General features: G+C 64.0%; 19 protein-coding genes. 6 read left to right on the top strand and 13 right to left on the bottom strand.

The window, feature by feature from the left end:
• Positions 1 to 1,131: 1,131 nt before the first annotated feature.
• The 3 genes from K8U54_RS07030 to gpmI all read right to left on the bottom strand — a co-directional run bounded on the left by K8U54_RS07030 (position 1,132) and on the right by gpmI (position 5,424).
• On the bottom strand, positions 1,132 to 2,445 hold the full coding sequence (locus tag K8U54_RS07030; RefSeq protein WP_249909467.1) for a S41 family peptidase: 1,314 nt from the start codon (positions 2,443 to 2,445) through the stop codon (positions 1,132 to 1,134).
• A 32-nt stretch (positions 2,446 to 2,477) separates the two neighbouring features.
• A complete protein-coding gene (locus tag K8U54_RS07025; RefSeq protein ID WP_249909466.1) occupies positions 2,478 to 3,728 on the bottom strand; it encodes a murein hydrolase activator EnvC family protein in 1,251 nt (416 codons plus the stop codon).
• Positions 3,729 to 3,888: 160 nt separating this feature from the next.
• Positions 3,889 to 5,424, bottom strand: a complete 1,536-nt coding sequence (gene gpmI, locus K8U54_RS07020) for a 2,3-bisphosphoglycerate-independent phosphoglycerate mutase (RefSeq protein ID WP_249909465.1) — start codon at positions 5,422 to 5,424, stop codon at positions 3,889 to 3,891.
• A 213-nt stretch (positions 5,425 to 5,637) separates the two neighbouring features.
• Here gpmI and K8U54_RS07015 point away from each other — a divergent pair, with 213 nt between their 5' ends.
• Genes K8U54_RS07015 through secB form a run of 3 tightly spaced genes read left to right on the top strand, consistent with a single transcriptional unit; the run spans position 5,638 to position 6,805 of the window.
• Positions 5,638 to 6,051, top strand: a complete 414-nt coding sequence (locus K8U54_RS07015) for a rhodanese-like domain-containing protein (protein WP_249909464.1) — start codon at positions 5,638 to 5,640, stop codon at positions 6,049 to 6,051.
• A gap of 1 nt (position 6,052) precedes the next feature.
• A complete protein-coding gene (gene grxC / locus K8U54_RS07010; protein WP_249909463.1) occupies positions 6,053 to 6,307 on the top strand; it encodes a glutaredoxin 3 in 255 nt (84 codons plus the stop codon).
• A 36-nt stretch (positions 6,308 to 6,343) separates the two neighbouring features.
• Positions 6,344 to 6,805, top strand: coding sequence for a protein-export chaperone SecB (gene secB, locus K8U54_RS07005; protein ID WP_013792982.1), 462 nt, complete (start codon positions 6,344 to 6,346; stop codon positions 6,803 to 6,805).
• Between the two features lie 139 nt (positions 6,806 to 6,944).
• Here the strand turns inward: secB and trmL are convergent, their stop codons facing one another.
• Complete coding sequence (trmL, locus tag K8U54_RS07000; protein WP_249909462.1) at positions 6,945 to 7,406, bottom strand: tRNA (uridine(34)/cytosine(34)/5-carboxymethylaminomethyluridine(34)-2'-O)-methyltransferase TrmL; 462 nt, start codon at positions 7,404 to 7,406, stop codon at positions 6,945 to 6,947.
• On the opposite strand from trmL, the gene K8U54_RS06995 reads away from it, so the two are divergent.
• Complete coding sequence (locus K8U54_RS06995; RefSeq protein WP_249909461.1) at positions 7,405 to 7,845, top strand: hypothetical protein; 441 nt, start codon at positions 7,405 to 7,407, stop codon at positions 7,843 to 7,845. The two genes, trmL and K8U54_RS06995, sit on opposite strands and share 2 nt — an antisense overlap.
• 504 nt (positions 7,846 to 8,349) lie before the next feature.
• On the opposite strand, the gene K8U54_RS06990 is transcribed toward K8U54_RS06995, so the two are convergent.
• The 6 genes from K8U54_RS06990 to glnA all read right to left on the bottom strand — a co-directional run bounded on the left by K8U54_RS06990 (position 8,350) and on the right by glnA (position 15,472).
• Positions 8,350 to 9,297, bottom strand: a complete 948-nt coding sequence (locus K8U54_RS06990; protein WP_249909460.1) for an IS481 family transposase — start codon at positions 9,295 to 9,297, stop codon at positions 8,350 to 8,352.
• A gap of 277 nt (positions 9,298 to 9,574) precedes the next feature.
• Positions 9,575 to 11,011, bottom strand: coding sequence for a nitrogen regulation protein NR(I) (gene ntrC, locus K8U54_RS06985; RefSeq protein ID WP_249909459.1), 1,437 nt, complete (start codon positions 11,009 to 11,011; stop codon positions 9,575 to 9,577).
• Positions 11,008 to 12,093 (bottom strand): nitrogen regulation protein NR(II), encoded by a 1,086-nt coding sequence (gene glnL / locus K8U54_RS06980; protein WP_434059989.1) that lies wholly within the window; start codon positions 12,091 to 12,093, stop codon positions 11,008 to 11,010. The genes ntrC and glnL overlap by 4 nt, the downstream gene beginning before the upstream one ends.
• A gap of 603 nt (positions 12,094 to 12,696) precedes the next feature.
• Entirely contained in the window at positions 12,697 to 13,323 is a 627-nt protein-coding gene (locus tag K8U54_RS06975) for a DUF4124 domain-containing protein (protein WP_249909458.1), read from the bottom strand.
• A 5-nt stretch (positions 13,324 to 13,328) separates the two neighbouring features.
• On the bottom strand, positions 13,329 to 13,856 hold the full coding sequence (locus K8U54_RS06970; protein WP_249909457.1) for a DUF4124 domain-containing protein: 528 nt from the start codon (positions 13,854 to 13,856) through the stop codon (positions 13,329 to 13,331).
• A 209-nt stretch (positions 13,857 to 14,065) separates the two neighbouring features.
• Positions 14,066 to 15,472, bottom strand: coding sequence for a glutamate--ammonia ligase (glnA, locus tag K8U54_RS06965; RefSeq protein WP_070884552.1), 1,407 nt, complete (start codon positions 15,470 to 15,472; stop codon positions 14,066 to 14,068).
• 329 nt (positions 15,473 to 15,801) lie between these two features.
• On the opposite strand from glnA, the gene thiI reads away from it, so the two are divergent.
• Together thiI and typA are read left to right on the top strand one after the other, a co-directional pair.
• Positions 15,802 to 17,256 carry a tRNA uracil 4-sulfurtransferase ThiI gene (gene thiI, locus K8U54_RS06960; protein WP_249909456.1) on the top strand — a complete coding sequence of 485 codons (1,455 nt, stop codon included), beginning with the start codon at positions 15,802 to 15,804 and terminating at the stop codon, positions 17,254 to 17,256.
• Between the two features lie 172 nt (positions 17,257 to 17,428).
• Positions 17,429 to 19,249 (top strand): translational GTPase TypA, encoded by a 1,821-nt coding sequence (typA, locus tag K8U54_RS06955; protein WP_249909455.1) that lies wholly within the window; start codon positions 17,429 to 17,431, stop codon positions 19,247 to 19,249.
• Positions 19,250 to 19,327: 78 nt separating this feature from the next.
• On the opposite strand, the gene K8U54_RS06950 is transcribed toward typA, so the two are convergent.
• Genes K8U54_RS06950 through K8U54_RS06940 form a run of 3 tightly spaced genes read right to left on the bottom strand, consistent with a single transcriptional unit; the run spans position 19,328 to position 23,348 of the window.
• Positions 19,328 to 20,836 carry a right-handed parallel beta-helix repeat-containing protein gene (locus K8U54_RS06950; RefSeq protein ID WP_249909454.1) on the bottom strand — a complete coding sequence of 503 codons (1,509 nt, stop codon included), beginning with the start codon at positions 20,834 to 20,836 and terminating at the stop codon, positions 19,328 to 19,330.
• A gap of 17 nt (positions 20,837 to 20,853) precedes the next feature.
• On the bottom strand, positions 20,854 to 21,960 hold the full coding sequence (locus K8U54_RS06945; protein ID WP_249909453.1) for a polysaccharide lyase: 1,107 nt from the start codon (positions 21,958 to 21,960) through the stop codon (positions 20,854 to 20,856).
• Positions 21,951 to 23,348 carry an alginate O-acetyltransferase AlgX-related protein gene (locus K8U54_RS06940; protein WP_249909452.1) on the bottom strand — a complete coding sequence of 466 codons (1,398 nt, stop codon included), beginning with the start codon at positions 23,346 to 23,348 and terminating at the stop codon, positions 21,951 to 21,953. Before K8U54_RS06940 ends, K8U54_RS06945 begins: the two co-directional genes overlap by 10 nt.
• Positions 23,349 to 23,350: the final 2 nt, after the last annotated feature.

Below are 23,350 nucleotides of genomic sequence, written 5' to 3'. Positions count from 1 at the left end.
TCGTGGTCTTACCACGCCCTCGGCGCTGCGGCCACCATTCGCCGCGGGTCGCGGCTCCTACGCGATCCTGTGTGGCTCACCGACCGTGAAGGAGCGCCGACCTCGGCGCGAACGATCGTGGTCTTACCACGCCCTCGGCGCTGCGGCCACCATTCGCCGCGGGTCGCGGCTCCTACGCGATCCCGTGTGGTTCACTGACCGTGTAGGAGCGCCGACCTCGGCGCGAACGATCGTGGTCTTACCACGCCCTCGGCGCTGCGGCCACCATTCGCCGCGGGTCGCGGCTCCTACGCGATCCTGTGTGGCTCACCGACCGTGAAGGAGCGCCGACCTCGGCGCGAACGATCGTGGTCTTACCACGCCCTCGGCGCTGCGGCCACCATTCGCCGCGGGTCGCGGCTCCTACGCGATCCTGTGTGGCTCACCGACCGTGTAGGAGCGCCGACCCCGGCGCCAACGATTGCGGCGTTAGCGTGCTATCGGCGTTGCGGCCACCATTCGCCGCGGGTCGCGGCTCCTACGCGATCCCGTGTGGTTCACCGACCGTGTAGGAGCGCCGACCCCGGCGCGAACGATTGCGGCGTTGGCGTGCTATCGGCGTTGCCGCGAACTATTTGCCGCGGGTCGCGGCTCCTGCGCGATCCCGTGTGGTTCACCGACCGTGTAGGAGCGCCGACCCCGGCGCGAACGATTGCGGTGTTGGCGTGCTATCGGCGTTGCCGCGGACTATTCGCCGCGGGTCGCGGCTCCTACGCGATCCCGTGTGGTTCACCGACTGTGTAGGAGCGCCGACCTCGGCGCGAACGATTTGCGGCGTTAGCGTGCTATCGGCGTTGCCGCGAACTATTTGCCGTGAGTCGGGGCTCCTACGCGATCCCGTGTGGTTCACCGACCGTGTAGGAGCGCCGACCTCGGCGCGAACGATTGCGGCGTTAGCGTGCTATCGGCGTTGCCGCCACTATTCGCCGCGGGTCGCGGCTCCTACGCGATCTCGTGCAGTTCACCGACCGTGTGGGAGCGCCGACCTCGGCGCGAATGCGGCCGGCCTTGCCGCGAGGGTGACAGCCATTCAGGCAATAAAAAGCCCCGGTGCAGTTGCCTGCGCCGGGGCTTTTCGGTGACGGCCGACGTTCAGTCGGCGCGCGTGACGTTCAGGCCCTTGAGCAGGTTCAGCGCCTGGCTCAGCTGGTAGTCGTCGTCCTGCGGGCGTGCCGGCTTGCCGGGCGCGCCCTGGCTCGGGCGATCAGCGCCGCCGTTGCCATTGCCCAGGTGGCCTTGCAGATCGGCTTCCTTGAGGGTTGGATCGTCGCTCTCGCGTGTCAGCTTGGCGCGTGCCACCTCCACGTCCGGGACGATGCCCTGGGCCTGGATGGAGCGGCCGTTGGGCGTGAAGTACAGGGCCGTGGTGATCTTCAGGGCGCGGTCGTTGTTCAGCGGCAGCACGGTCTGTACCGAGCCCTTGCCGAAGCTGTCGGTGCCCATGACGATGCCACGCTTGTGATCCTGCAGGGCGCCGGCGACGATCTCCGAGGCCGAGGCGCTGCCGCCGTTGATCAGTACCACCAGCGGCACGCCTTCGCTGGCGTCCAGCGGGTCGGCGGAGAAGCGCAGCTCCGAGTTGGGAATGCGGCCCTTGGTGTAGACGATCAGGCCCTTCTTGAGGAAGTGGTCGGCCACTTCCACGGCCGACTGCAGCACGCCGCCCGGGTTGTTGCGCAGGTCGAGCACCAGGCCGCTGAGCTTCTTGCCGTTTTCCTTGCGCAGCTTGTTCAGGGCCTTGCCGACTTCCTCGCCAGTGTTGACCTGGAACTGGGTGACGCGGATGTAGCCATAGCCCGGGTCGATCATCTGGCTGCGCACGCTGGTGACCTTGATCACCGCACGGGTCAGCTCGACGTCGAACGGCTTGCCGCCTTCGCGCACCAGGGTCAGGACGATCTTGCTGCCGGCCTTGCCGCGCATCTTCTCCACGGCTTCCATCATCGACTGGCCCTTGGTGGGTTTGCCGTCGATCTTGACGATCAGGTCGCCGGGGTGGATGCCGGCCTTGGAGGCCGGCGTGTCATCGATCGGCGAGACCACCTTGATGAAGCCGTCTTCGGTGCCCACTTCGATACCCAGGCCGCCGAATTCACCGCTGGTGCTTTCCTGCAGTTCGGCGAAGGCTTTCGGGTCGAGGTAGGCCGAATGCGGGTCGAGGTTGCTGAGCATACCCTTGATGGCGTTCTCCAGCAGTTCCTTGTCGGTGACCGGCTCGACGTAGGCGGCCTTGATGCGATCCATCACCTCGGCGAAGGTGCGCAGCTCGTCCAGGGGCAGCGGGGCTGCATTCTGGTCGGCGGCCGGCGGCGGGGTGATCGGAGCCTGGTCGGCATGCAGCACAGGTGCGCCACCGAGCAGGGCAATCGCCAGGGCCAGGGAGGTGAGGCGAGACAGATGCGGCATTCGAACTAACTCCTACGACAATGAGATGGCGCTTATCCTTGCGCCCGACACCATTGGGCCGGATCGCTGGCGCGGCCCTGCTGGCGAATCGCGAAATACAGTGCTGGGGTTTCCTGGCCGCCGCTGGTACCGACGGTGGCGATGGGGTCCCCGGCCTTGACGATGTCTCCGGCGTCCTTGAGCAGGCTCTGGTTGTGCCCGTACAGGGTCAGGTAACCGTTGCCATGGTCGAGAATGACCAGAAGCCCGGAACCGCGCAACCAGTCTGCGAACACCACGCGACCGCCATGCACGGCGCGTACCTGGCTGCCGGCGGTGGCGCCTATCAGTACGCCATCCCACTTAGTCCGAGCGTCTTCGCCCCGTGGGGTTCCATATCTTGCAACGAGGCGGCCGTTGACGGGCCAGGGCAGCTTGCCCTTGGCGTTGGCGAACGGGCCGCCGTAGGTGGCGCCGGAGCTGACCAGTGGACCGCTTTCGGTGCGCTTGCCGGTGGCTGCCGGTGCGCTGGGCTTCTCGCGCGCCGCGGCCAGTTCGCGCTGGCGCTGCGCCTCGGCTTCACGGGCCTGGCGGGCGAGGGTCTGCTCGATGGTCTTGAGCACGCGGCCGAGTTCGGCCTGCTCCTGCTCGCGGGCCTTGAGGCGCTGATCGCGGGCGGCGTAGTCCTTGTTCAGCTTGGCCAGCGCCTGCTGACGCTCCTTGCGCACCTCGGCGAGCTGGGCGCTGCGGCTGTCCAGCTCGCCCTTCTGGGCCTGCAGCTGCTGCTGGTGATGGCTGATGTCCTGCTCGACGTTGGCCAGTTGGCGCAGCGTCTCGTTGAAGGCCGTCAGTTGGGCCATGCGTGCTTCGGCGAGGTAATCGTAGTAGGTCAGGGTGCGGGAGAATTTTTCCGGGTTCTGCTGGTTGAGCAGCAGCTTGATGTACTCCTGACGCCCGCCTTGATAGGCCGCGCGGGCCTGGATGCCGATCAGCCGTTGCTGTTCAAGGCGCGCGCCCTGGAGTTTTTTTTTCTCCTGATCGAGGCGCTTGAGCTCTTCTTCGCTTTCCTGCAGCTCTTCGCGCAGGCCCTTGACCTGGTTCTCCAGCTCGCCCATCTCGGTTTCGGTGGTCTTGAGCTGTTTCTGCACGCCGGACTTTTCCTGCTGCAGTTGCTCCAGCAGTTTCTTCAATTCGGCGACGTCGGCGCGTGCCGCATCCAGCTGCTTTTGCGTGTCGGCTTTCTGATCGGCGAAAGCCGGTGCCAGCAGGCTGGTCATGAGGATAAAGGTGAGGACACGGAGCATGGTGCAGGCGGTACCTGGCGGGGAACCGGCTTAGTATGCCCTTGGTTCCGGGTAAAAAAAACGTTCTGATCGCGAATGGCGACCCGAGGTGGCCGGCGCACGACCGGTGGGGCAGCGCGGTTGTGCCGCCCCGTGCACCCGGTCGGGTCGCGCCTGGGGCTCAGCCGAGCGTGACGATGCTGGTGCCGGTCATTTCCTCTGGAATCGGCAGGCCCATCAGGGTCAGCAGGGTGGGCGCCACGTCGGCCAGCACGCCGCCCTCGCGGATGCTCACCTGGCGCTTGCCGACGTAGATGAAGGGGACCGGCTCGCAGGTGTGCGCGGTGTGCGCCTGGCCGGTGCATTCGTCCTGCATCTGCTCGACGTTGCCATGGTCGGCGGTGATCAGCGCTTCGCCACCGACCTTGTCCAGCGCCTCGACGATGCGGCCCATGCAGGTGTCCAGGCATTCCACCGCCGCGACGGCGGCCTCGAACACGCCGGTGTGGCCGACCATGTCGCCGTTGGCGTAGTTGACCACGATCACATCGAAGCGCTGGTTCTCGATGGCGTCGACGATCTTGTCGGTCACCTCGGGCGCGTTCATCTGGGGCTGCAGGTCGTAGGTGGCGACGTTCGGCGAGGGGATCAGGATGCGCTCTTCGCCCGGGAACGGCTCTTCACGGCCGCCGGAGAAGAAGAAGGTGACATGGGCGTATTTCTCGGTCTCGGCGATGCGCAGCTGGGTCTTGCCGTTGTTGGCCAGGTACTCGCCGAACACGTTGACCAGCGGCTCGGGCTTGAAGGCGCTGGGCGTGTCGATGCTCGCCGCGTACTGGGTGAGCATGATGAAGCCGGCGGTCTGCGGTACGCGGGCGCGTTCGAAGGCATCGAAGCCCGGCTCGACGAAGGCGCGGGTCAGTTCGCGGGCACGGTCGGCGCGGAAGTTCATGAACACCACGGCGTCGCCGTCCTCGACCCGTACCGGTTCGCCGATGCGGGTGGCTTTCACGAACTCGTCGCTTTCCTCGCGAGCATAGGCGGCTTGCAGGCCGGCCAGGGCGGTGTCGGCCTGGTACTGGCTCTGGCCGTCGGCGATCAGGTTGTAGGCCTGGGCCACGCGGTCCCAGCGGTTGTCACGGTCCATGGCGAAGTAACGGCCGATCAGCGAGGCGATGCGGCCCTTGCCGAGCCTGGCGAAGGTGGCGTCGAGCAGTTCGATGGAGCTCTGGGCGCTTTTCGGCGCGGTGTCGCGGCCATCGAGAAAGGCGTGCAGGTAGATCTTCTCGGCACCGCGGCGCGCCGCCAGTTCGGCCATGGCCACCAGGTGGTCCTGGTGGCTGTGCACGCCGCCGTCGGACAGCAGGCCGAGGATGTGCACGGCCTTGCCGGCGCCGACCGCTTTATCCACAGCGCCAGTGATCGCCGGGTTCTCGAAGAACTCGCCGTCGCGGATCGCCTTGGTCACCCGGGTGAAGTCCTGGTACACCACGCGGCCGGCACCCAGGTTCATGTGGCCGACCTCGGAGTTGCCCATCTGCCCGTCCGGCAGGCCGACGTCCATGCCACTGCCGGAAATCAGCCCGTGGGGCTGGGTGGCACGCAGGCGGTCGTAGACCGGCGTGTTGGCGGCGAAAATGGCGTTGTGCTCGGGAGTATCGCTGTGGCCGAAGCCGTCGAGAATGACCAGAACCAGGGGTTTGGGCGCTGCGCTCATACGGGGCTCGCTCTGCTGGGGGACGCAATGAAGGCCGGCGTCGGGCGCATGCTCGCCCGCGGCGGTCCGGAGGCGGTCGCCCCGGGAGGCGACCCACTGAAATCGGTCTGACATTCTACGACCCCGAAAAGATCCCGTCACCGCCGTGCGGCCTTTGGTGGACTCACCGGGCTGTGTATACTGGCCGGCATTTTACCGTCCCGGAACCGCGTGATGCTTGCCAACCTCATTGAATTCGCCACCAACCACTTCATCCTCAGCGGCCTGTTCGTCATCATTCTTTCGCTGCTGATCTTCACCGAACTGAGCAAGGGCGGCAAAAGCCTGAGCAGCCGTGAGGTGACGGCGCTGATCAATCGCGACGAAGGCGTGGTGGTCGACATTCGCAGCAAGAAGGATTTCGACACCGGCCATATCGTCGGTGCCCTGAACATCCCCAACGACAAGCTGGCCTCGCGCCTGGCCGAACTCGAGAAGCACAAGGCCAAGACCATCATCGTCGTCGACGCCCTGGGTCAGCAGGCCGGCACCGCCGCCCGCGAACTGCAGAAGGCCGGTTTCACCGCCGCGCGTCTGGGCGGCGGCATCGCTACCTGGCGTGGCGACAACCTGCCCGTGGTGAAGTGACATGGCCAAGGTCGTCATCTACTCCAGCGACTGGTGCCCCTACTGCATCCGTGCCAAGCAGCTGTTGAACAGCAAAAGCGTGTCGTTCGACGAGATCCGTGTCGACGGCAAGCCGGACGTGCGCGCCGAAATGACGCGCAAGGCCGGCCGCACTTCGGTGCCGCAGATATGGATCGGTGAGACCCATGTGGGCGGTTGCGACGATCTGTTTGCCCTGGAGCGGGCCGGCAAGCTCGACGCACTGCTCAACGCCTGATTTCCCTTTAAGTCCTACAGCAGAAGGCTTTGCCCCATGACCGAACAAGCTAACGGCGCCGCCCAAGGCGAACAGACTCCTCAGTTCTCCCTGCAGCGCATCTACGTGCGTGACCTGTCCTTCGAAGCGCCGAAGAGCCCCGAGATCTTCCGGCAGGAGTGGACGCCGAGCGTCTCGATGGACCTCAATACCCGCCAGAAAGCCCTGGAAGGCGACTTCCACGAAGTGGTGCTGACCCTGTCGGTGACCGTGAAGAATGGCGAAGAAACCGCCTTCATCGCCGAAGTGCAGCAGGCCGGCATCTTCCTGATCAAGGGCCTGGACGCCGCTTCCATGAGCCACACCCTGGGCGCGTTCTGCCCGAACATCCTGTTCCCGTATGCCCGCGAAACCCTGGACAGCCTGGTGGTACGCGGCTCGTTCCCGGCGCTGATGCTGGCCCCGGTGAACTTCGACGCCCTGTACGCCCAGGAGCTGCAGCGCCAGCAGGCCAACTGAGCCCGCGACCTGCGCAAAAAACGCCCTTCGGGGCGTTTTTTATTGGTCTGGATTCGTAGCCCGCGGTTGAGCGCCGTGATACCCAGGTTGCCGTTCCCGGGTTTCGCTGCGCTCTACGCCGGGCTAGCTGCAGCGCTTGTCAGCTCATGGCGAAACCCTGCTGGCGCCAGGCCTCGTAGACGGCCACGGCCACGGTGTTGGACAGGTTCAGGCTGCGGCAGCCGTCACGCATCGGCAGGCGTACGCGCTGCGATTCGGGCAGGGCATCGCGGATCTCGGCCGGCAGGCCGCGGCTTTCCGGGCCGAACAGAAAGGCGTCGCCCGGCTGGTAGGCCACTTCATGGAAGGGTTGCGAGCCCTTGGTGGTGAAAGCGAATACCCGCGGCTGGCCGAGGCTCTCCAGGCAGGCCTCCAGGCTGACGTGGCGCTTGAGCGGCGCATACTCGTGGTAATCCAGCCCGGCGCGGCGCAGGCGCTTGTCGTCCAGTTCGAAACCCAGCGGCTCGACCAGGTGCAGGTGGCAGCCGCTGTTGGCGCAAAGCCTGATAACGTTGCCGGTGTTGGGCGGAATTTCCGGTTGAAAAAGGATTACATGAAACATGCACGGCTCCAGGCCAGAAGACGGGCGCCATTCTACGCCGGATAAGCCGCCAAGGCCGCGTCCCTGGGTGCGGGTGATCGGCTCGCTGGCGATCTTCGGTTTCCTGGTAGGCCTGATGATCGGCCGGCTGTTCCACCCGGACGCCATGCACCTCAAGGACGTCGAGGTTCAGGACGACCGCTTGTTGCTGTGGTTCAACGTCGAGCCGCAGGTGCAGGTCAGCGATGCCCATGGCACCTTTGCGCTGCGCTTCGAGGGGCTGGGCCGTGAGCGCCAGGGCCAGTTGCAGATCGCCGGGCGCGCCGCCAACTGGCGTGTGGTGCGCGAAGGACGAGAGCTGGAGGTGCGTGTGGTGGCGGCTCGCCCGTTGCACGCTGAACTGGATGCCGAGAAGGTCGAAGGCCGCTGGCGCCTGACGGTTCGTCTGGCGCCGCGCTAGGAAGAAAAGAGGGAGGTCCCGGCCTGCCTGTACCAGGGCTCCCGAAGAAAAGGGGGATTATCTGATCTGCCTGTATCAGAGTCCCCGAAGAAAGAAGGGAGGTCCCGGCCTGCCTGTACCGAGGCTCCCAAAGAAAGAGGGGAATCCCCGGCCTGCCTGTACCAAGGTCCCCGAAACTGGGTTGTCAGTACCATTGCAGGGGGCGTGCCAGCTTTCGTTAATTCGCTGCAGGGCTTGTGGTTGCTGGGCTGTAGCGGTTTCGCTCAGAATCTTGGCGTTATGGCGGGCCGCCGCGGATGTTCCGCTCGGGTGCATGGGCGCACCTGTTGTGCGCTGATGGCGTGCATTCTTCGGTTAGAAGGAAGGGCCAGATTTGCATGCGGCACTAATAATGTGGGAGCGCGCCATGCGCGCGAATGACGGCGTGGGCGACACAGGCCTTGATGAATCAACGCGGTGGCCAGTTCCCGCTGGTATCGGCGGTGACTGTATCGCGGGCATGGCCTAGGTGTGTAAACCCAGTACGTTGTTCAGTGGCAATGGAGCCCGACTAATTGGCGGTTTGTAGTTAAGACTGCTATGCGGCCTGTGCCAGTTGTAGTGATGCAGCCAGGCAGGCAAATGTCTGGCTCGTTGCTCGGAGCTGTCATAGCTGCGTGCATAGGCCCACTCACGCAGGCTTGTCTGAATGAAGCGCTCGGCCTTGCCGTTCGTTCTCGGTGTGTAGGGTTTGGTGCGGATGTGCTTAAGTCCGAGCCGAGCGCATAAGCGCCGAAACGAATGAGAGCGGTAGCAGGCGCCATTGTCTGTCATGAGGCGTTTGAAGCGGATGCCTAACCCCCGGTAGTAACGCAACGCCCGCAACAAGGCTCGACAAGCGCTACCGCCGCGCTCATCTGGGTGCAGGGTAGTGAAGGCCAGCCGGGACGCATCATCAATGGCCACATGCACGAACTCCCAGCCAGCACCATCGGAGCCCTGCAGACGATCGCCCGTAACTCGGTGCCCTGGTCTCCAGAATCGGCCCAGCTTCTTGATGTCCAGGTGCAGGAGATCGCCGGCGTTGGGGTATTCGTAGCGCACTACTACAGGGGCGGGCTCTAGCTCGGCTAACCGATGAAAGCCAGCTTGTTTGAGACGGCGCGCAACTGTACTGACGGCCACGCCGAGTGCTTGAGCGATCTGTCGGTAGGTATGGCGAGATTGGCGTAGTTGGATCAATTGTGCGATCAGATCGACTGCCGTCTCGTGAGGGCATGAATGCGGACGTGATGAACGATCCATCAGACCGGCCTCGCCCTCCTCACGAAAGCGCCTGAGCCACTTGTAGGCTGTGCGGACACTGACTCCTGCGGCTTGTGCGGCATCCTCGACACGTAGCCCATTGAGCATGCGTTGTACAAGAAGGGCTCGACCTCGAGGGGTAAGACGGGCATGTTTATGCAGGTTCATCCGGGGCTCCTGGAAGGCTGTGTTGGTCGCGCTTCCAGAATTCCGGGAACGCCCCGGATGAACAACCTACTGAGAGATCACACCTAGGCGTCCCCGCCCGCTCCCACAACCACGTCTGCAGTGCGGTAGCCCATGCCGAGCGCAGCGACACCCGGGGCTTCCTGGGTTTCGCGCTGCTCAACCGCAGGCTACGGGCGCATTGGACAATAATGCTGAGCGCCCATAAAAAACGCCGCGCCCTGTTCGGGGCGCGGCGTCCTGGTGTTGCCGGTGCGGCTTAGTTGTCGTCGCTGTCGTCGTCTTCGCCGCCGCCAACGTTCATGCCCAGCTCCTTGATCTTGCGGGTCAGGGTGTTGCGCCCCCAGCCGAGCAGCAGCGCGGCGTCGCGGCGGCGGCCGGCGGTGTGCTTGAGGGCGGTTTCGATCATGATCCGTTCGAAGGCCGGCACCGCGGTGTCGAGCAGGTTCGACTGGCCGCGACCCAGGGCCTGGTCGGCCCACTGGCGCAGCGCCTGTTCCCAGTTGCTGACCGGTGCGTTGTCCTGGGGCTGCACCAGCAGTTCCGGCGGCAGGTCATCGACATGCACTTCGCGACCCGAGGCCATCACGGTGATCCACCGGCAGGTATTCTCCAGCTGGCGCACGTTGCCGGGCCACTGCAGTTGCTGCAGGTAATCCTCGGTCTCGCTCTTGAGCAGCTTGGGCTCGACCGACAGCTCCGTGGCCGCGCGGCTGAGGAAGTGGCGGGCGAGGGTGGGGATGTCTTCGCGGCGGTCCGACAGGCGCGGGATATGGATACGGATCACGTTGAGGCGGTGGAACAGGTCTTCGCGAAACTTGCCGGCGGTCACCAGGCTTTCCAGGTTCTGGTGGGTGGCGGCGATGATCCTCACGTCCACCTTGACCGGCGTATGGCCGCCGACCCGGTAGAACTCACCGTCGGCCAGCACGCGCAGCAGGCGGGTCTGGGTATCGGCCGGCATGTCGCCGATCTCGTCGAGGAACAGGGTGCCGCCGTCGGCCTGTTCGAAGCGCCCACGACGCTGGTTGGCCGCGCCGGTGAAGGCGCCTTTCTCGTGGCCGAACAGCTCGGATTCCATCAGGTCCTTGGGGATGGCCGCCATGTTCAGCGCGATGAACGGCGAGGCCGCCCGCGGGCTGTGGCGATGCAGGGCATGGGCGACCAGCTCTTTACCCGTACCCGATTCGCCGTTGATCAATACGGTGATATTGGAATGGCTGAGGCGGCCGATGGCGCGGAACACCTCCTGCATCGCCGGCGCTTCACCGATGATCTCCGGGGTGCGCGCCTGGGCGGCCGGCACGTGCAGGCCCTGCTGCTCCTTGGCATGCTGGTTGGCACGCTTGACCAGCGACACCGCTTCGTCGACGTCGAAGGGCTTGGGCAGGTATTCGAAGGCACCGCCCTGGTACGACGCCACGGCGCTGTCCAGGTCGGAATGGGCGGTCATGATGATCACCGGAAGGCGCGGGTGCATTTCGCGGATGCTCGACAGCAGCTCCAGGCCACTGGAGCCGGGCATGCGGATATCGGAAATGATCACGTCCGGTTGCTGACGGGCGAGGCGGCCCAGCACGCCATCGGCGCTGTCGAAGCTCTGGGTGCTCATGCCCTCCTGTTGCAGGGCCTTTTCCAGGACCCAGCGGATGGAGCGGTCGTCGTCAACGATCCATACGGTTTCACTGCGGCTCATGTCGGAGTTGCTCCTTGTTCCAGCGGCAGAAAGATCGAGAACACGGTTTGCCCGGGATGGCTCTCGCATTCGATCAGGCCTTGATGCTGACTGATGATGTTCTGGGTAATCGCCAGGCCCAGGCCGGTGCCGTCGGCACGCCCGCTGACCATGGGATAGAAGATGGTTTCCTGCAGTTCCGGCGGGATGCCCGGGCCGTTGTCGATGATCTCGATCTTGGTCACCAGGCGGTGGCGGATGTAGCCGATGGTGAACTGACGCAGGGTGCGCGTGCGCAGGGTGATGCGGCCCGGACGCAGCTCGGGTTTGGCGGCCAGCGCCTGCATGGCGTTGCGCACGATGTTGAGCACGGCCTGAATCATCTGCTCGCGGTCGATGATCAGGTCGGGAATGCTCGGATCGTAGTCGCGTACCAGCACCACGCTGCCCTGGCTTTCCGCTTCCACCAGGCTGGCGACACGCTCGAGCACCTCGTGCACGTTGGTGATCGCCAGGGACGGCAGTTTGTTGGAGCCGAGCATGCGGTCGACCAGGTTACGCAGGCGGTCGGACTCCTCGATGATCACGTTGGTGTAGTCCTTGAGGCTTTCTTCCGGCAGCTCGCGGGCCAGCAACTGGGCGGCGCCACGAATGCCGCCCAGGGGGTTCTTGATCTCGTGGGCCAGGCCGCGCACCAGCAGCTTGGTGGTTTCCTGCTTGGACAGCTGGGCCTCTTCCTTGGTGATGCGCAGCAGCCGGTCGCGGGGGTGCACCTCGAGCAGCAACATGGTTTCGCCGCGGCTGAGTATCGGCGTCACCGCGTAGTCGACGGTCAGGCTCTGGCCGGTCTGGGTGGTCAGCACCGCCTCGCGCTTGTTGAACGGATGCGCCTCGGCCACCGCCTGGCGCAGCGCACCGAGGGCCTCGCGGGTTTCGGTGAACAGTTCGCTGATGAACTGGCCATGGCTGCGCTGGCCGCTGACCGCCAGGAGCATTTCCGCAGCGGGGTTCATGTATTCCAGGCGCAGGTCGGCGTTGAGCAACAGGGTCGCCGTGGTCAGGTTGTCGAGCAGCAGGCGGTGCAGCGCGTCGTTGATGATCATCGTGCTGCGCCCATCGGTGTGCAGGGTGCCTGGGGCACGGCAGGGCCGTTGTCTGGCAACGTGGCGCAGCGCGGCAAGTCTCGTTGCGGATGTGGGCCAGCCAAAAGTCGTTCCTCGTGCGGTGGGGGCAGAAGGGCCGGCGGACAGGAACCTGGTCCTGTTCGCGGCAGTGACGGAGAAAATGCAAGAAGCAAACCAAAGCCCCGCAAAGAAGCGCAGGCGGCGATAAAACCCCGGATTCGGCTTCTTTTCGGCGCAACGGCCCTGGTGGGCGTGTGCCAATTTGGGACGAGTATAGAAATCGGTGCGCCGATGCGCACCTTAATGGTGCGGATGGGGGCGAGTGAATCCAGGGCCGGGTAGACCTGGAGCCTGCTTACGATCTTTCAGGCGAGATTGAAGAGGCAGCTACAAGGCAAGAGCAGCCTTTTGCCGCTCCACTGTGGGAACGGGCGGGGACGCCCAGTCCATGACCGTGATTTTTTCGCGGGCATGGCCCGCTCCCACAGATAATCACCAGTCCATCCTATGGGAGCGACCGGCCGCTCCCCGCCACGTTGCAGGCAAAGCGCAGCCGTCGAGCCGAAAGATCGTCAACAGGTGTCAAAGGAAGGGCAGGATGCTGATGATGCCTTTGTCTTCTTCCTTGGGCTTGTCTTCGATCGGGCACTCGGGGCGCACGCCGTAATCGTCCTTCTCGCAGGGGCGCACCTTGCGCTTCTGGGCCAGGGACACGCGCTTCATGTGGAAGGGCTGGCTGGGCGTGCGTTCGACAATGATGCCGCCTTCGGTAATGATCTCCACGGCGATCTGGTGAGTGCCGCGGTCGATGTTCTCCAGGGGAAACACCGGGCTGCGCCCGACGTTGCCGTAGGGCTGGCCGTCGAGCAGCAGGCGGTAGCTGTGGCCGGGGTGCAGCGCCGGCTCGGCATTGACGGTGACGATCAGGTTGCCGGCATTGTCGTTGATGGTCACGTCGGGCTGCGGAATGGTGATCCGCAGCAGCTCGTAACTGAGGATCGGCCCGGCGGGGGCAGCAGGGGCTGGAGGTGGCGACAGGCGCCGAGTCGGTGGCTCGATGCGATTGGAGGGCGCCATCTGCACCGGCGTGGCATTGCCGTCGCGCGGGCTGTCGGTGAATACCCGGTTACCCTCGGCGTCCACGTAGGTGTAGACCTGGGCAACGCTTGGCAGGGCGATCAGCAGCAGGGCGAGGAGCAGCGTGCGCATGGTGCTCAGTTACCCCGGGCCGGGCTGTTGGTGCTGACCCGCTGCACCGTGAAGGTGCGCGTCTCGCTCTGCTGGACGATATGCTTGCCCTGCATCACGGCTACCGCCAGGCTGTGCTCGCCGCGGTCGACTTCGGTGAGCTGCAGGCGCGGCACGTTGCTCGGCTGCCCGTAGGGTTTGCCATCGAGCAACAGGCGCAGGGTATGCCCGGGGCCCAGGCGTGGTTCGATGGTCACGCCCACGGAAAAGGTGCCGTTGTTGGCGCGCAGCGCTTCCTCGTCCGGCAGGTCGCGCAGTTCGAGAATCTGGTAGGGGTTCTGCGGCAGTTCGCTCAGGCGCGGTTCGCTCGGGCTGGTGGTGGTCGGCGTCGGCTCGGTAGTGTTGATCGGCTTGAGCTCGACGCTCTCGGCCTGGGTGCCTTCCGGCGGCTGGTTGGTGAATACCGTGTTGCCGTTGGCGTCGGTGTATTTGTAGATCTGCGCGCTGACCGGCAGGGCCAGGATCAGCAGCAGGCAAGCGAGCATGCGGCGCATCGGGCCGGTCTCCCCGTTGAGTGATAGCGTTAGCGTTGCACCACCATCGCCTGCTGGCAAGCGCGCTACGCCAGGGATTTGCACTGGCGCCGAAAATAGCCGGCATAAAAATGACCGAAGCCATTTTCAACCTGGCCTGCCACGGTCCGCAGATGGCAGGCATAAAAAAACCTCCCCGGCAGAACCGGGGAGGTTTCGGTCACGCTGCCTTAGACGCTGTAGTACAGGTCGTATTCCAGCGGGTGTACGAAGGTGCGTACCTTGATTTCTTCTTCCGACTTCAGCTCGATGTAGGCATCGATGAAGTCGTCGGAGAACACACCGCCCTTGGTCAGGAACGCGCGGCCCTTGTCCAGCTCTTCCAGGGCTTCTTTCAGGCTGCCGCACACCTGCGGGATCAGCTTGCCTTCTTCCGGCGGCAGGTCGTACAGGTTCTTGTCGGCGGCATCGCCAGGGTGGATCTTGTTCTGGATGCCGTCGATACCGGCCATCAGCAGTGCTGCGAAGGCCAGGTAGGGGTTGGCAGCCGGATCCGGGAAGCGCGCTTCGATACGGCGGGCTTTCGGGCTCGACACGTACGGGATGCGGATCGAAGCGGAGCGGTTGCGCGCCGAGTAGGCCAGCATGACCGGGGCTTCGAAGCCAGGTACCAGGCGCTTGTAGGAGTTGGTCGACGGGTTGGTGAAGCCGTTCAGGGCCTTACCGTGCTTGATGATGCCGCCGATGAAGTACAGGGCAGTCTCGGACAGACCGGCATAGCCTTCGCCTGCGAAGGTGTTCTTGCCGTCCTTGGAGATCGACATGTGGACGTGCATGCCCGAACCGTTGTCGCCGTACAAGGGCTTGGGCATGAAGGTGGCGGTCTTGCCATAGGCGTCGGCCACGTTGTGTACGCAGTACTTGAGGGTCTGAACTTCGTCAGCCTTGGCGACCAGGGTGTTGAACTTCACGCCGATTTCGTTCTGACCGGCAGTGGCCACTTCGTGGTGGTGCACTTCGACGACCAGGCCCATCTCTTCCATGGCATTACACATGGCAGTACGGATTTCGTGGTCGTGGTCGCACGGCGGAACCGGGAAGTAACCACCTTTGACGGCTGGACGGTGGCCCTTGTTGCCGCCTTCCACGTCCTGGTCGGTCATCCAGGAGCCTTGCTCGGAGTAGATCTTGAACATCGAGCCGGAGATGTCGGACTTGAACTTCACTTCGTCGAAGATGAAGAACTCGGGCTCCGGGCCCACGAATACGGTGTCACCCAGGCCGGTGCCCTTGAGGAACTCTTCGGCACGCTTGGCGATGGAGCGCGGGTCGCGGTCGTAGCCTTGCATGGTGCTCGGCTCGATGATGTCGCAGACCAGGATCAGGGTCGGCTCTTCGGTGAACGGATCCAGCACGGCGGTTTCGTCGACCGGCATCAGGATCATGTCGGAGGCTTCGATGCCTTTCCAGCCATGGATGGAGGAGCCGTCGAACATCTTGCCGTGCTCGAAGAAGTCTTCGTCCAGGGCGTCACGGGCCGGCATGGTCACGTGGTGCTGCTTACCTTTGGTATCGGTGAAGCGCAGGTCTACCCACTTCACGTCGTGTTCTTTGATCAGTTGAACAGCCTTAGACATGTTGTCCTCCAGGTGGATAGGGTCTTCGTTGACCCTTCTTTGAGTTCGTGACGCCGGGCCAGATAGTCTGCCAGGACACCCTGCCTCACAAGGGAGCAATATGCATGCCAGTGCCCCGTGATGGACGCGTGCCCTGAAAATCAGCGCTGTAGCGGGTATTGATGCCACAAAACGAATCGTCTAGGCCCTTTATTGGTGCGATTTGGAGGGTTTGTGTTCAGTTTTGGTGCGATGACAGATTGTTTGCGGATTTTTGATCAAAGGTTGAGCAATTTCCTTTATAATCCGCGCCCCTGTTTTTCAGGCTCTGGCCCCCGACATTTGCTCCCATGAAACTGATCGTCAAAGTCTTCCCGGAAATCACCATCAAGAGCCCGCCGGTTCGCAAGAACTTCATCCGGCAGTTGGCCAAGAACATCCGCGTGGTGTTGCGTGATCTCGACCCGCAGCTGCAGGTCACCGGTGTCTGGGACAATCTGGAAGTGAAGACCGAGGTGGCCGAGCCCAAGGTCTTGCAGGAAATCATCGAGCGCCTGAGCTGCGTGCCGGGCATCGTTCACTTCCTGCAGATCGACGAATACCCGCTCGGCGACTTCGACGATATCGTCGCCAAGTGCAAGCTGCATTATGGCGAACTGCTGAACGGCAAGATCTTCTCGGTGCGTTGCAAGCGCGGCGGCCGCCACGCCTTCTCCTCCATCGACGTGGAACGCTACGTCGGCAGCCAGCTGCGCCAGCAGTGTGGCGCCGCCGGTATCGACCTGAAGAAGCCCCAGGTCGAGGTGCGCATCGAGATCCGCGACCAGCGCCTGTACGTCATACATCACCAGCATCCCGGCCTGGGCGGTTACCCCCTCGGCTCGCTGGAGCAGACCCTGGTACTGATGAGCGGTGGTTTCGACTCCACCGTGGCGGCCTACCAGATCATGCGCCGCGGCCTGATGAGCCACTTCTGCTTCTTCAACCTCGGCGGCCGTGCCCACGAGCTGGGGGTGATGGAAGTCGCCCACTACCTGTGGAAGAAGTACGGCAGCAGCCAGCGCGTGCTGTTCATCAGCGTGCCGTTCGAAGAAGTGCTCGGCGAGATTCTCGGCAAGGTCGACAACAGCTACATGGGCGTGACCCTCAAGCGCATGATGCTGCGCGCCGCCAGCCGCCTGGCCGAGCGCCTGCAGATCGACGCCCTGGTGACCGGCGAGGCGATCAGCCAGGTGTCCAGCCAGACCCTGCCGAACCTCTCGGTGATCGACTCGGTCACCGACAAGCTGGTGCTGCGCCCGCTGATCACCAGCCACAAGCAGGACATCATCGATACCGCGGAGCAGATCGGCACCGCCGAGTTCGCCCGCCACATGCCCGAATACTGTGGCGTGATCTCGGTGAACCCGACCACCAAGGCCAAGCCCCACCGCGTCGTCCATGAAGAAGAACAGTTCGACATGGCGATTCTCGAGCGCGCCCTCGAGCGCGCGCGCCTGATCGCCATCGACCGGGTGATCGAGGAGCTGGGTCAGGACGTGCAGGTCGAGGAAGTCACTGATGCGCTGCCCGGCCACGTGGTGATCGACATTCGCCACCCCGACCAGGCCGAAGACCAGCCGCTGGAGATCGAGGGTGTGGAAGTCCAGGCGCTGCCGTTCTACGCCATCAACAACCGTTTCAAGGAGCTGGACGAGAACCGCCAGTACCTCCTTTATTGCGACAGGGGCGTGATGAGCCGCCTGCATGCCCATCACCTGCTGAGCGAGGGGCATGCCAATGTGCGCGTTTATCGTCCGGCATAAGACGCCCGGGCTCAATGGCGGCAGTATCCGCCATCGCCCTCCCGACCCGATTGGCGGCGAGTTTGCCGCCACACAGCGTTAACAGACTGCCTTTACCCTTAATCCCGATTTTTCGCGTTGGGCCCTTGAAGCAACTGCCGGGTAGCCCGACCCAACCTACGAGACCACTACTGTGATCGAGAATCTACGCAACATCGCCATCATCGCCCACGTTGACCATGGCAAGACCACCCTGGTCGACGCCCTGCTGCGTCAGTCCGGCACCCTGGAGCGCAGCGAGCTCAACGACGAGCGCGTGATGGACAGCAACGACCAGGAAAAAGAGCGCGGCATCACCATTCTGGCCAAGAACACCGCCATCAAGTGGAACGACTACCGCATCAACATCGTCGACACCCCCGGCCACGCCGACTTCGGCGGTGAAGTAGAGCGCGTGATGTCGATGGTCGACTCCGTACTGCTGGTCGTCGACGCCCAGGACGGCCCGATGCCGCAAACCCGCTTCGTGACCAAGAAGGCGTTCGAAGCCGGCCTGCGTCCGATCGTGGTGATCAACAAGATCGACCGTCCGGGCGCGCGTCCTGACTGGGTCATGGACCAGATCTTCGACCTGTTCGACAACCTCGGTGCCACCGAAGAGCAGCTGGACTTCCAGGTGGTCTACGCCTCGGCCCTGAACGGCATCGCGGGTCTGGACCACACCGACATGGCCGAAGACCTGACCCCGCTGTACCAGGCCATCGTCGACCACGTTCCTGCGCCGAACGTCGACATCGACGGCCCCTTCCAGATGCAGATCTCGGCACTGGACTACAACAGCTTCCTGGGCATCATCGGTGTTGGCCGTATCGCCCGTGGTCGCGTCAAGCCGAACACCCCGGTCACCGCCATCGACACCGAAGGCAAGAAGCGTAACGGCCGTATCCTCAAGCTGATGGGCCACCACGGTCTGCACCGTGTGGACGTCGAAGAAGCCACCGCCGGCGACATCGTCTGCGTCAGCGGCATGGACGAGCTGTTCATCTCCGACACCCTATGCGACCAGAACAACGTCGAGGCCATGAAGCCGCTGACCGTCGACGAGCCGACCGTTTCCATGACCTTCCAGGTCAACGATTCGCCGTTCTGCGGCAAGGAAGGCAAGTTCGTCACCAGCCGCAACATCAAGGAGCGTCTGGACAAGGAGCTGCTGTACAACGTTGCCCTGCGCGTCGAGGAAGGCGACTCGGCCGACAAGTTCAAGGTCTCGGGCCGCGGTGAACTGCACCTGTCGGTACTGATCGAGAACATGCGCCGCGAAGGCTTCGAAATGGGCGTTGGTCGTCCGGAAGTGATCATCCGTGAAGTGGGCGGCGTGAAACACGAGCCGTACGAGAACGTCACCATCGACATCCCGGAAGAATCCCAGGGCAAGGTCATGGAAGAAATGGGTCTGCGTAAGGGCGACCTGAGCAACATGGTGCCGGACGGCAAGGGTCGCGTACGCCTGGAGTACAACATCCCGGCTCGCGGTCTGATCGGCTTCCGTAACGCCTTCCTGACCCTGACCAACGGTGCAGGCATCCTGACCTCGATCTTCGACCGTTACGACGTGATGAAGTCGGGCCACATGTCCGGCCGCCAGAACGGCGTACTGGTATCGATCGATACCGGCAAGGCGCTGACCTACTCCCTGGAAACCCTGCAGGCGCGCGGCAAGCTGTTCGTCGAGCACGGCCAGGAAGTCTACAACGGTCAGATCATCGGCCTGAACAGCCGTGACAACGACCTGGGCGTCAACCCAACCAAAGGCAAGAAGCTCGACAACATGCGCGCTTCGGGCAAGGACGAAACCATCGCCCTGGTGCCGCCGGTTCGCTTCACTCTGGAGCAGGCCCTGGAATTCATCCAGGACGACGAGCTCTGCGAAGTCACGCCGAAGTCGATCCGTCTGCGCAAGAAGATCCTCGACGAGGGCGAGCGCACCCGCGCTGCCAAGAAAGCCAAGAACTGATCCCGTTCTAGCTGACTAGAAAGCCCCCGCCGGCGTGAGCCTGCGGGGGCTTTTTTTGGGGCGCTGGCGAGGTCGCGATCAGCTGTTCGGCTTCGCCTCGGCGGCGCCCAGCGCCGTCTTGCGGCAGGCCTGATTACGCGGGAAGGCAGCCTCGGTCGCGCTGGCCGGTTGTACCTGAATCAGGCAGCCGCGTTTATAGGTGGCATCGAGCAGCAGGCTTTGCAGCGGCAGCAGGTCGCCGGCCAGCACGCTCTGGGTGATTGGCCCGAGTTGGTAGTCATTGTTGCCGAGGGTCAGCGATTGCAGCCCTTCGGTACGAATCAGCGCGTTGCCGATGCGCCCCAAGGTGTTGCCGATGATCACCAGTTCGCTGCGCTGATCGCGGGGGTTGAGGGTGCTGATCGCGTAATCCGGGCTGCCCTGAATGCGGTTGTCGATCAGGTAGCCGCGCTGCAGGTTGTCGGCATAGATGCCGCTGGCGTCATTGTTGCCGATCAGGTTGCCGGCCAGCAGCAGGGTGCTGGCGCCGTTGCCGCCCACGTTACGCAGCAGCACACCATTGCCCTGGGAGGCGCCGATCTGGTTGTCGGTCAGGGCCAGGTCGCCCTGCTGGTCGCTGATCTCGATGCCGGCCTTGGTGGTCTTGAGGACGCTGTTTTGGGCGATCAGCCCGCTGCTCGCGCCGCGCACCCGAATGCCGCTCTGGTTGCGAACCTCGCTGATACGGTTGTGAGCCAGGTTCAGGCGGGTGTCCTGCAGGTCGATGCCGTACTGCTGCAGGTTGGTGAACTCGCTGCGCTCGATGCTCGCTTGGGCGTACTGCAGCTCGACGCTGGACAACGCTTCGACGCGGCTGTCGTGGATCAGCACCTGGGCGGGTGGCGCAGAGGTCTGCGCCGCGCTGCGTGCGCTGCTCAGGCCGCGTGACAGGTGCGCGTTGTAGCCGAGGCGGCTGAGCAACGCGCCGCTGACTTCGGTGCGGCTGCCGGCCCAGGCCATGATGAACGGGCGAAAGGGGCGGTCGGTATCGGCGCTGTCGCCTTCGCTGATGCTCTGCACCGTGGCATTGCGGATGCTCAAGGTGCCCTGATTGATCAGTGCGGTGCCGCTTGGCGTGTACAGGTAGAGCTTGGTGTCGTGGACCAGCAGGCCGCCCCCCGGGGCGATCATCAGCGGATAACTGAGCAGGTAGCCGTCCTTGTAGGGCTTGATGATGCGTACATCGCCCAGACGCTGGTGCAGCTGTTCCAGGGGGATCGCGCCGCCACTGATGGTGATGACCTGCGGGTGGCTGGGTTGGTAGCTGGCGATGGCGCGGAACAGGCCATTATTGACGAATGGCTCGAATGGCCAGCTGCCGGCTTGCGCCGAAAACATCGGCTGCAGAGCGACCTGCGCATTGCCCTGGGGGGCTGCGACCGTCAGGTGTGGCAGGTTACGGTCGATCCGCTGGCGCAGCTGGTCGGCCAGCGCGCGCTGGTCGCGCTCCGTGGCCCATTGCCAATCGGCGGCCATCGCCTGGCTGCCGAGGCTGGCCAGCAGGGCCAGTGATACGGCGGTCTGGCGCAGAATCTGTTTGCTGAGCATTGGCATCTTCCTCTGAATCATTTGAAGCGGCTGTAGAGCGGCTTCAGTCGCCCGCCAATCTGGCTGTAATTGTCGACCTCGCCGTCCTGGTCGTCGTAGAGCGCGCGTGCCCAGGTGTGCTCGGGATAACGGTTGAGAAACGGGATCAGCCAGATCATCTTGTGGCTGGCGACCTTCTTCTGCTTCTTGTGCTCCAGCTCGGGCAAGGTGTCTGGCTTGAGCGCCGCGCGGGCGGTGAAGTTGGCCAGTTGCGTGAATGTCTGGCACTCCTCGGCCGTGAGCGGGCGGCCATTGTGCTCGGCGGTTTCCACCAGCAGCGTCAACGGCACCATGGCGTAATTGCTGTAGTCGGCGGCCAGCTGAGCGCGCGCCACCTCCAGGGGCAGGTAGCGCGCGTCAGCGCTGGCCGAGGGCGTCGCTTGGGTCAGCGCGCGGCGCAGGTTGGTGTCGGCCCAGGCGAGAAAATCATCGCGCTCCAGCAGCATGCCGGTGGCAGCCACGGCCCAACCGGCCCAGTAATCATGGTTGTTGAAGTGGGCGAAGTCCGCGCGATGGCGTGGCTGGTGTTCGGCGATCACCTGTTCGGCGAGCTGTTGCAGCCAGCGGCGTTGCGTGGCGTTGAGCTCGAAGGCGCCGCCACTCAGGGCCTGGGTCTTGAGTACGGTGGAGGCGATGGCAGCGAGCGCCCATTTGCGCGCGGCCACGCCAGTGCCGCTGGCATCGGGGCTGCGCAGCGCATCAGCCTTGGCCCAGGCGTCCAGCCACTGGTCGATGCAGGCCAGATCCAGGCGTGCCTGCGCCTCGTCCTTGGCGCGCTGGAACTGGTTGGCTGCGGTGGCCAGTGAACCCAGGTAGCCCTTGATCAACTCGCCAATCCGGGCGGTTTCCTTCGATTGCTCGACCAGGGTGGATTTGCTGCTGTCGTTCTGGTCGTACTTGCTCTGCAGCTGCAGGTGGCCGGTGTAGGCCGCAGGCGGCTTGTGCGGGCAACTGAGCGACCGGTAGTCGGCCGGGGCGCTGACCAGCGCATTGCTTTGGGTTGCCCAGATCGACTCGGTGGCCTGGGCAGGAAACTGGGTGAGCATGAGCAGCGTGGCAAGTGCCAGCGGGCGCTTCAACGGCATATCTTGGCCTCCAGTGAAGTGGCGCTGGCCAGCGGCGCTGTGGTTTCCAGGAATACCGAAAGCAGGTTGGCGTCCTTGTAGTCCGCCGAGGGGCTGAGCTCCAGGTAATACTGGCCGCCGGTTACCGCTGCCTGCCTGCGCATCCACACTTTGTCACGGGCGCCATTGTCGTAGTAGGTGATCAGGTAGAAGTCCTTGACGCTCTTGTCGCTGATCTTCAGGTCGATGAAGGCTTTGGCGTTGCGCAGGTCCTGGCGCTTGTCGCCGGCGTTGCTGAGCAGCTCGATGCGGTCATTGACCTTCAGTAACGGGCGTTGCTGGGTGTTGCTCATCAGCGCTTCGGCCTTGCTGCAGCCGCCGTTGATGGCCGGGATCAGTTGTCGGTACAGGTAGGGGCTGTCCAGGCTGTAGTTGGCCGGCAGCTCCCAGAGCAGCAGCTTGGGCGCCTTGTCGGGCGAGTAGCTGCTCGACAGCAGGTATTCCAGCAGCGCGCCATCCTGGCCGGCGCCCGGCAGCGCGAAGTTGAGCACGTCAATGCTCAGGTATTCCTTGAGGTAGCCATCGAAGTTGTACTGGCGGGTTTCGTCTTCGCGGGCGGCCGAATTACTGGTGCCGACCAGCACCGCTTCGGGATCGGGGGCTTCCTCGAAGAGCCCGCTGGCATCGGAGGAGTCCGGCACGGTGCGGTAATTCTTCACGAACTGATAGCCGTAGGTGTTGTGGCAGATCCGCGCCAGGGCCAGGTCGAGAATGCCGTTCTTGGGAATGGTCACCCCCGGCTCGGTGCGATAGGCCTTCTTGGTGAGGCTCGAATAGAACGGCTGGCGCATGATTTCTTCGGCCATCACCCGCGCGGTGGCCTGCGCACCGGATGGTGTCCAGTGTGAGTCGCGGCGGAAGAAGTAGTCGTTCTCGGGCGGGTTCTGCACCACCTGGAGCATGTCCGGCACGATTGCCCCGCCGGCACGCAGCTGCTGCTGGAAGCGCGCCAGGCTGCTGCTGGCCTTGATGTAGTCGAACCCGTAGGCGCGGTCGGGGCGCACCTTGTCATGGTGCATGAGGCCGCGGGTCGGTTGCACGGCAATCGCCACATGGGTGCCCTTGGCTGCGAACGCCTTCATCAGGCGCGCGAACTCCGGTTGCATGGCTGGCGGAATACCGAACTCGTTGACCAGGTCCACCGAGGAGCGAAACAGCCAGCGATCCTCGCCCGGGGTGATGAAACTCATCAGCTTCATGCCGCGGCCCTGGTACTGATCCGGGTCGGTGACCGCCGAGCAGACCAGGCATTCGAGCCCGTCACAGTCGGCCTTACGGGTGTCGGCGAAGCTTGGCAGGCTGCAGAGAGCCAGTGCCGTGGCCAGTACGTATTGCAGTGTCTTGTTCATGG

The sequence above is a fragment of the Pseudomonas fulva genome (assembly GCF_023517795.1).
In the GTDB taxonomy this organism is placed as follows: domain Bacteria; phylum Pseudomonadota; class Gammaproteobacteria; order Pseudomonadales; family Pseudomonadaceae; genus Aquipseudomonas; species Aquipseudomonas fulva_D.
Note: the sequence above shows the minus strand (reverse complement) of the source record. Positions and strands in the feature narration are given on the sequence as shown.

What these genes read in the sequence shown, in the direction of transcription:
- K8U54_RS07030 (WP_249909467.1), bottom strand. Translation starts at nt 2,445, where the DNA reads ATGCCGCATCTGTCTCGCCTCACCTCCCTGGCCCTGGCGATTGCCCTG.
- K8U54_RS07025 (WP_249909466.1), bottom strand. Translation starts at nt 3,728, where the DNA reads ATGCTCCGTGTCCTCACCTTTATCCTCATGACCAGCCTGCTGGCACCG.
- gpmI (WP_249909465.1), bottom strand. Translation starts at nt 5,424, where the DNA reads ATGAGCGCAGCGCCCAAACCCCTGGTTCTGGTCATTCTCGACGGCTTC.
- K8U54_RS07015 (WP_249909464.1), top strand. Translation starts at nt 5,638, where the DNA reads ATGCTTGCCAACCTCATTGAATTCGCCACCAACCACTTCATCCTCAGC.
- grxC (WP_249909463.1), top strand. Translation starts at nt 6,053, where the DNA reads ATGGCCAAGGTCGTCATCTACTCCAGCGACTGGTGCCCCTACTGCATC.
- secB (WP_013792982.1), top strand. Translation starts at nt 6,344, where the DNA reads ATGACCGAACAAGCTAACGGCGCCGCCCAAGGCGAACAGACTCCTCAG.
- K8U54_RS06995 (WP_249909461.1), top strand. Translation starts at nt 7,405, where the DNA reads ATGCACGGCTCCAGGCCAGAAGACGGGCGCCATTCTACGCCGGATAAG.
- trmL (WP_249909462.1), bottom strand. Translation starts at nt 7,406, where the DNA reads ATGTTTCATGTAATCCTTTTTCAACCGGAAATTCCGCCCAACACCGGC.
- K8U54_RS06990 (WP_249909460.1), bottom strand. Translation starts at nt 9,297, where the DNA reads ATGAACCTGCATAAACATGCCCGTCTTACCCCTCGAGGTCGAGCCCTT.
- ntrC (WP_249909459.1), bottom strand. Translation starts at nt 11,011, where the DNA reads ATGAGCCGCAGTGAAACCGTATGGATCGTTGACGACGACCGCTCCATC.
- glnL (WP_434059989.1), bottom strand. Translation starts at nt 12,093, where the DNA reads ATGATCATCAACGACGCGCTGCACCGCCTGCTGCTCGACAACCTGACC.
- K8U54_RS06975 (WP_249909458.1), bottom strand. Translation starts at nt 13,323, where the DNA reads ATGCGCACGCTGCTCCTCGCCCTGCTGCTGATCGCCCTGCCAAGCGTT.
- K8U54_RS06970 (WP_249909457.1), bottom strand. Translation starts at nt 13,856, where the DNA reads ATGCGCCGCATGCTCGCTTGCCTGCTGCTGATCCTGGCCCTGCCGGTC.
- glnA (WP_070884552.1), bottom strand. Translation starts at nt 15,472, where the DNA reads ATGTCTAAGGCTGTTCAACTGATCAAAGAACACGACGTGAAGTGGGTA.
- thiI (WP_249909456.1), top strand. Translation starts at nt 15,802, where the DNA reads ATGAAACTGATCGTCAAAGTCTTCCCGGAAATCACCATCAAGAGCCCG.
- K8U54_RS06950 (WP_249909454.1), bottom strand. Translation starts at nt 20,836, where the DNA reads ATGCTCAGCAAACAGATTCTGCGCCAGACCGCCGTATCACTGGCCCTG.
- K8U54_RS06945 (WP_249909453.1), bottom strand. Translation starts at nt 21,960, where the DNA reads ATGCCGTTGAAGCGCCCGCTGGCACTTGCCACGCTGCTCATGCTCACC.
- K8U54_RS06940 (WP_249909452.1), bottom strand. Translation starts at nt 23,348, where the DNA reads ATGAACAAGACACTGCAATACGTACTGGCCACGGCACTGGCTCTCTGC.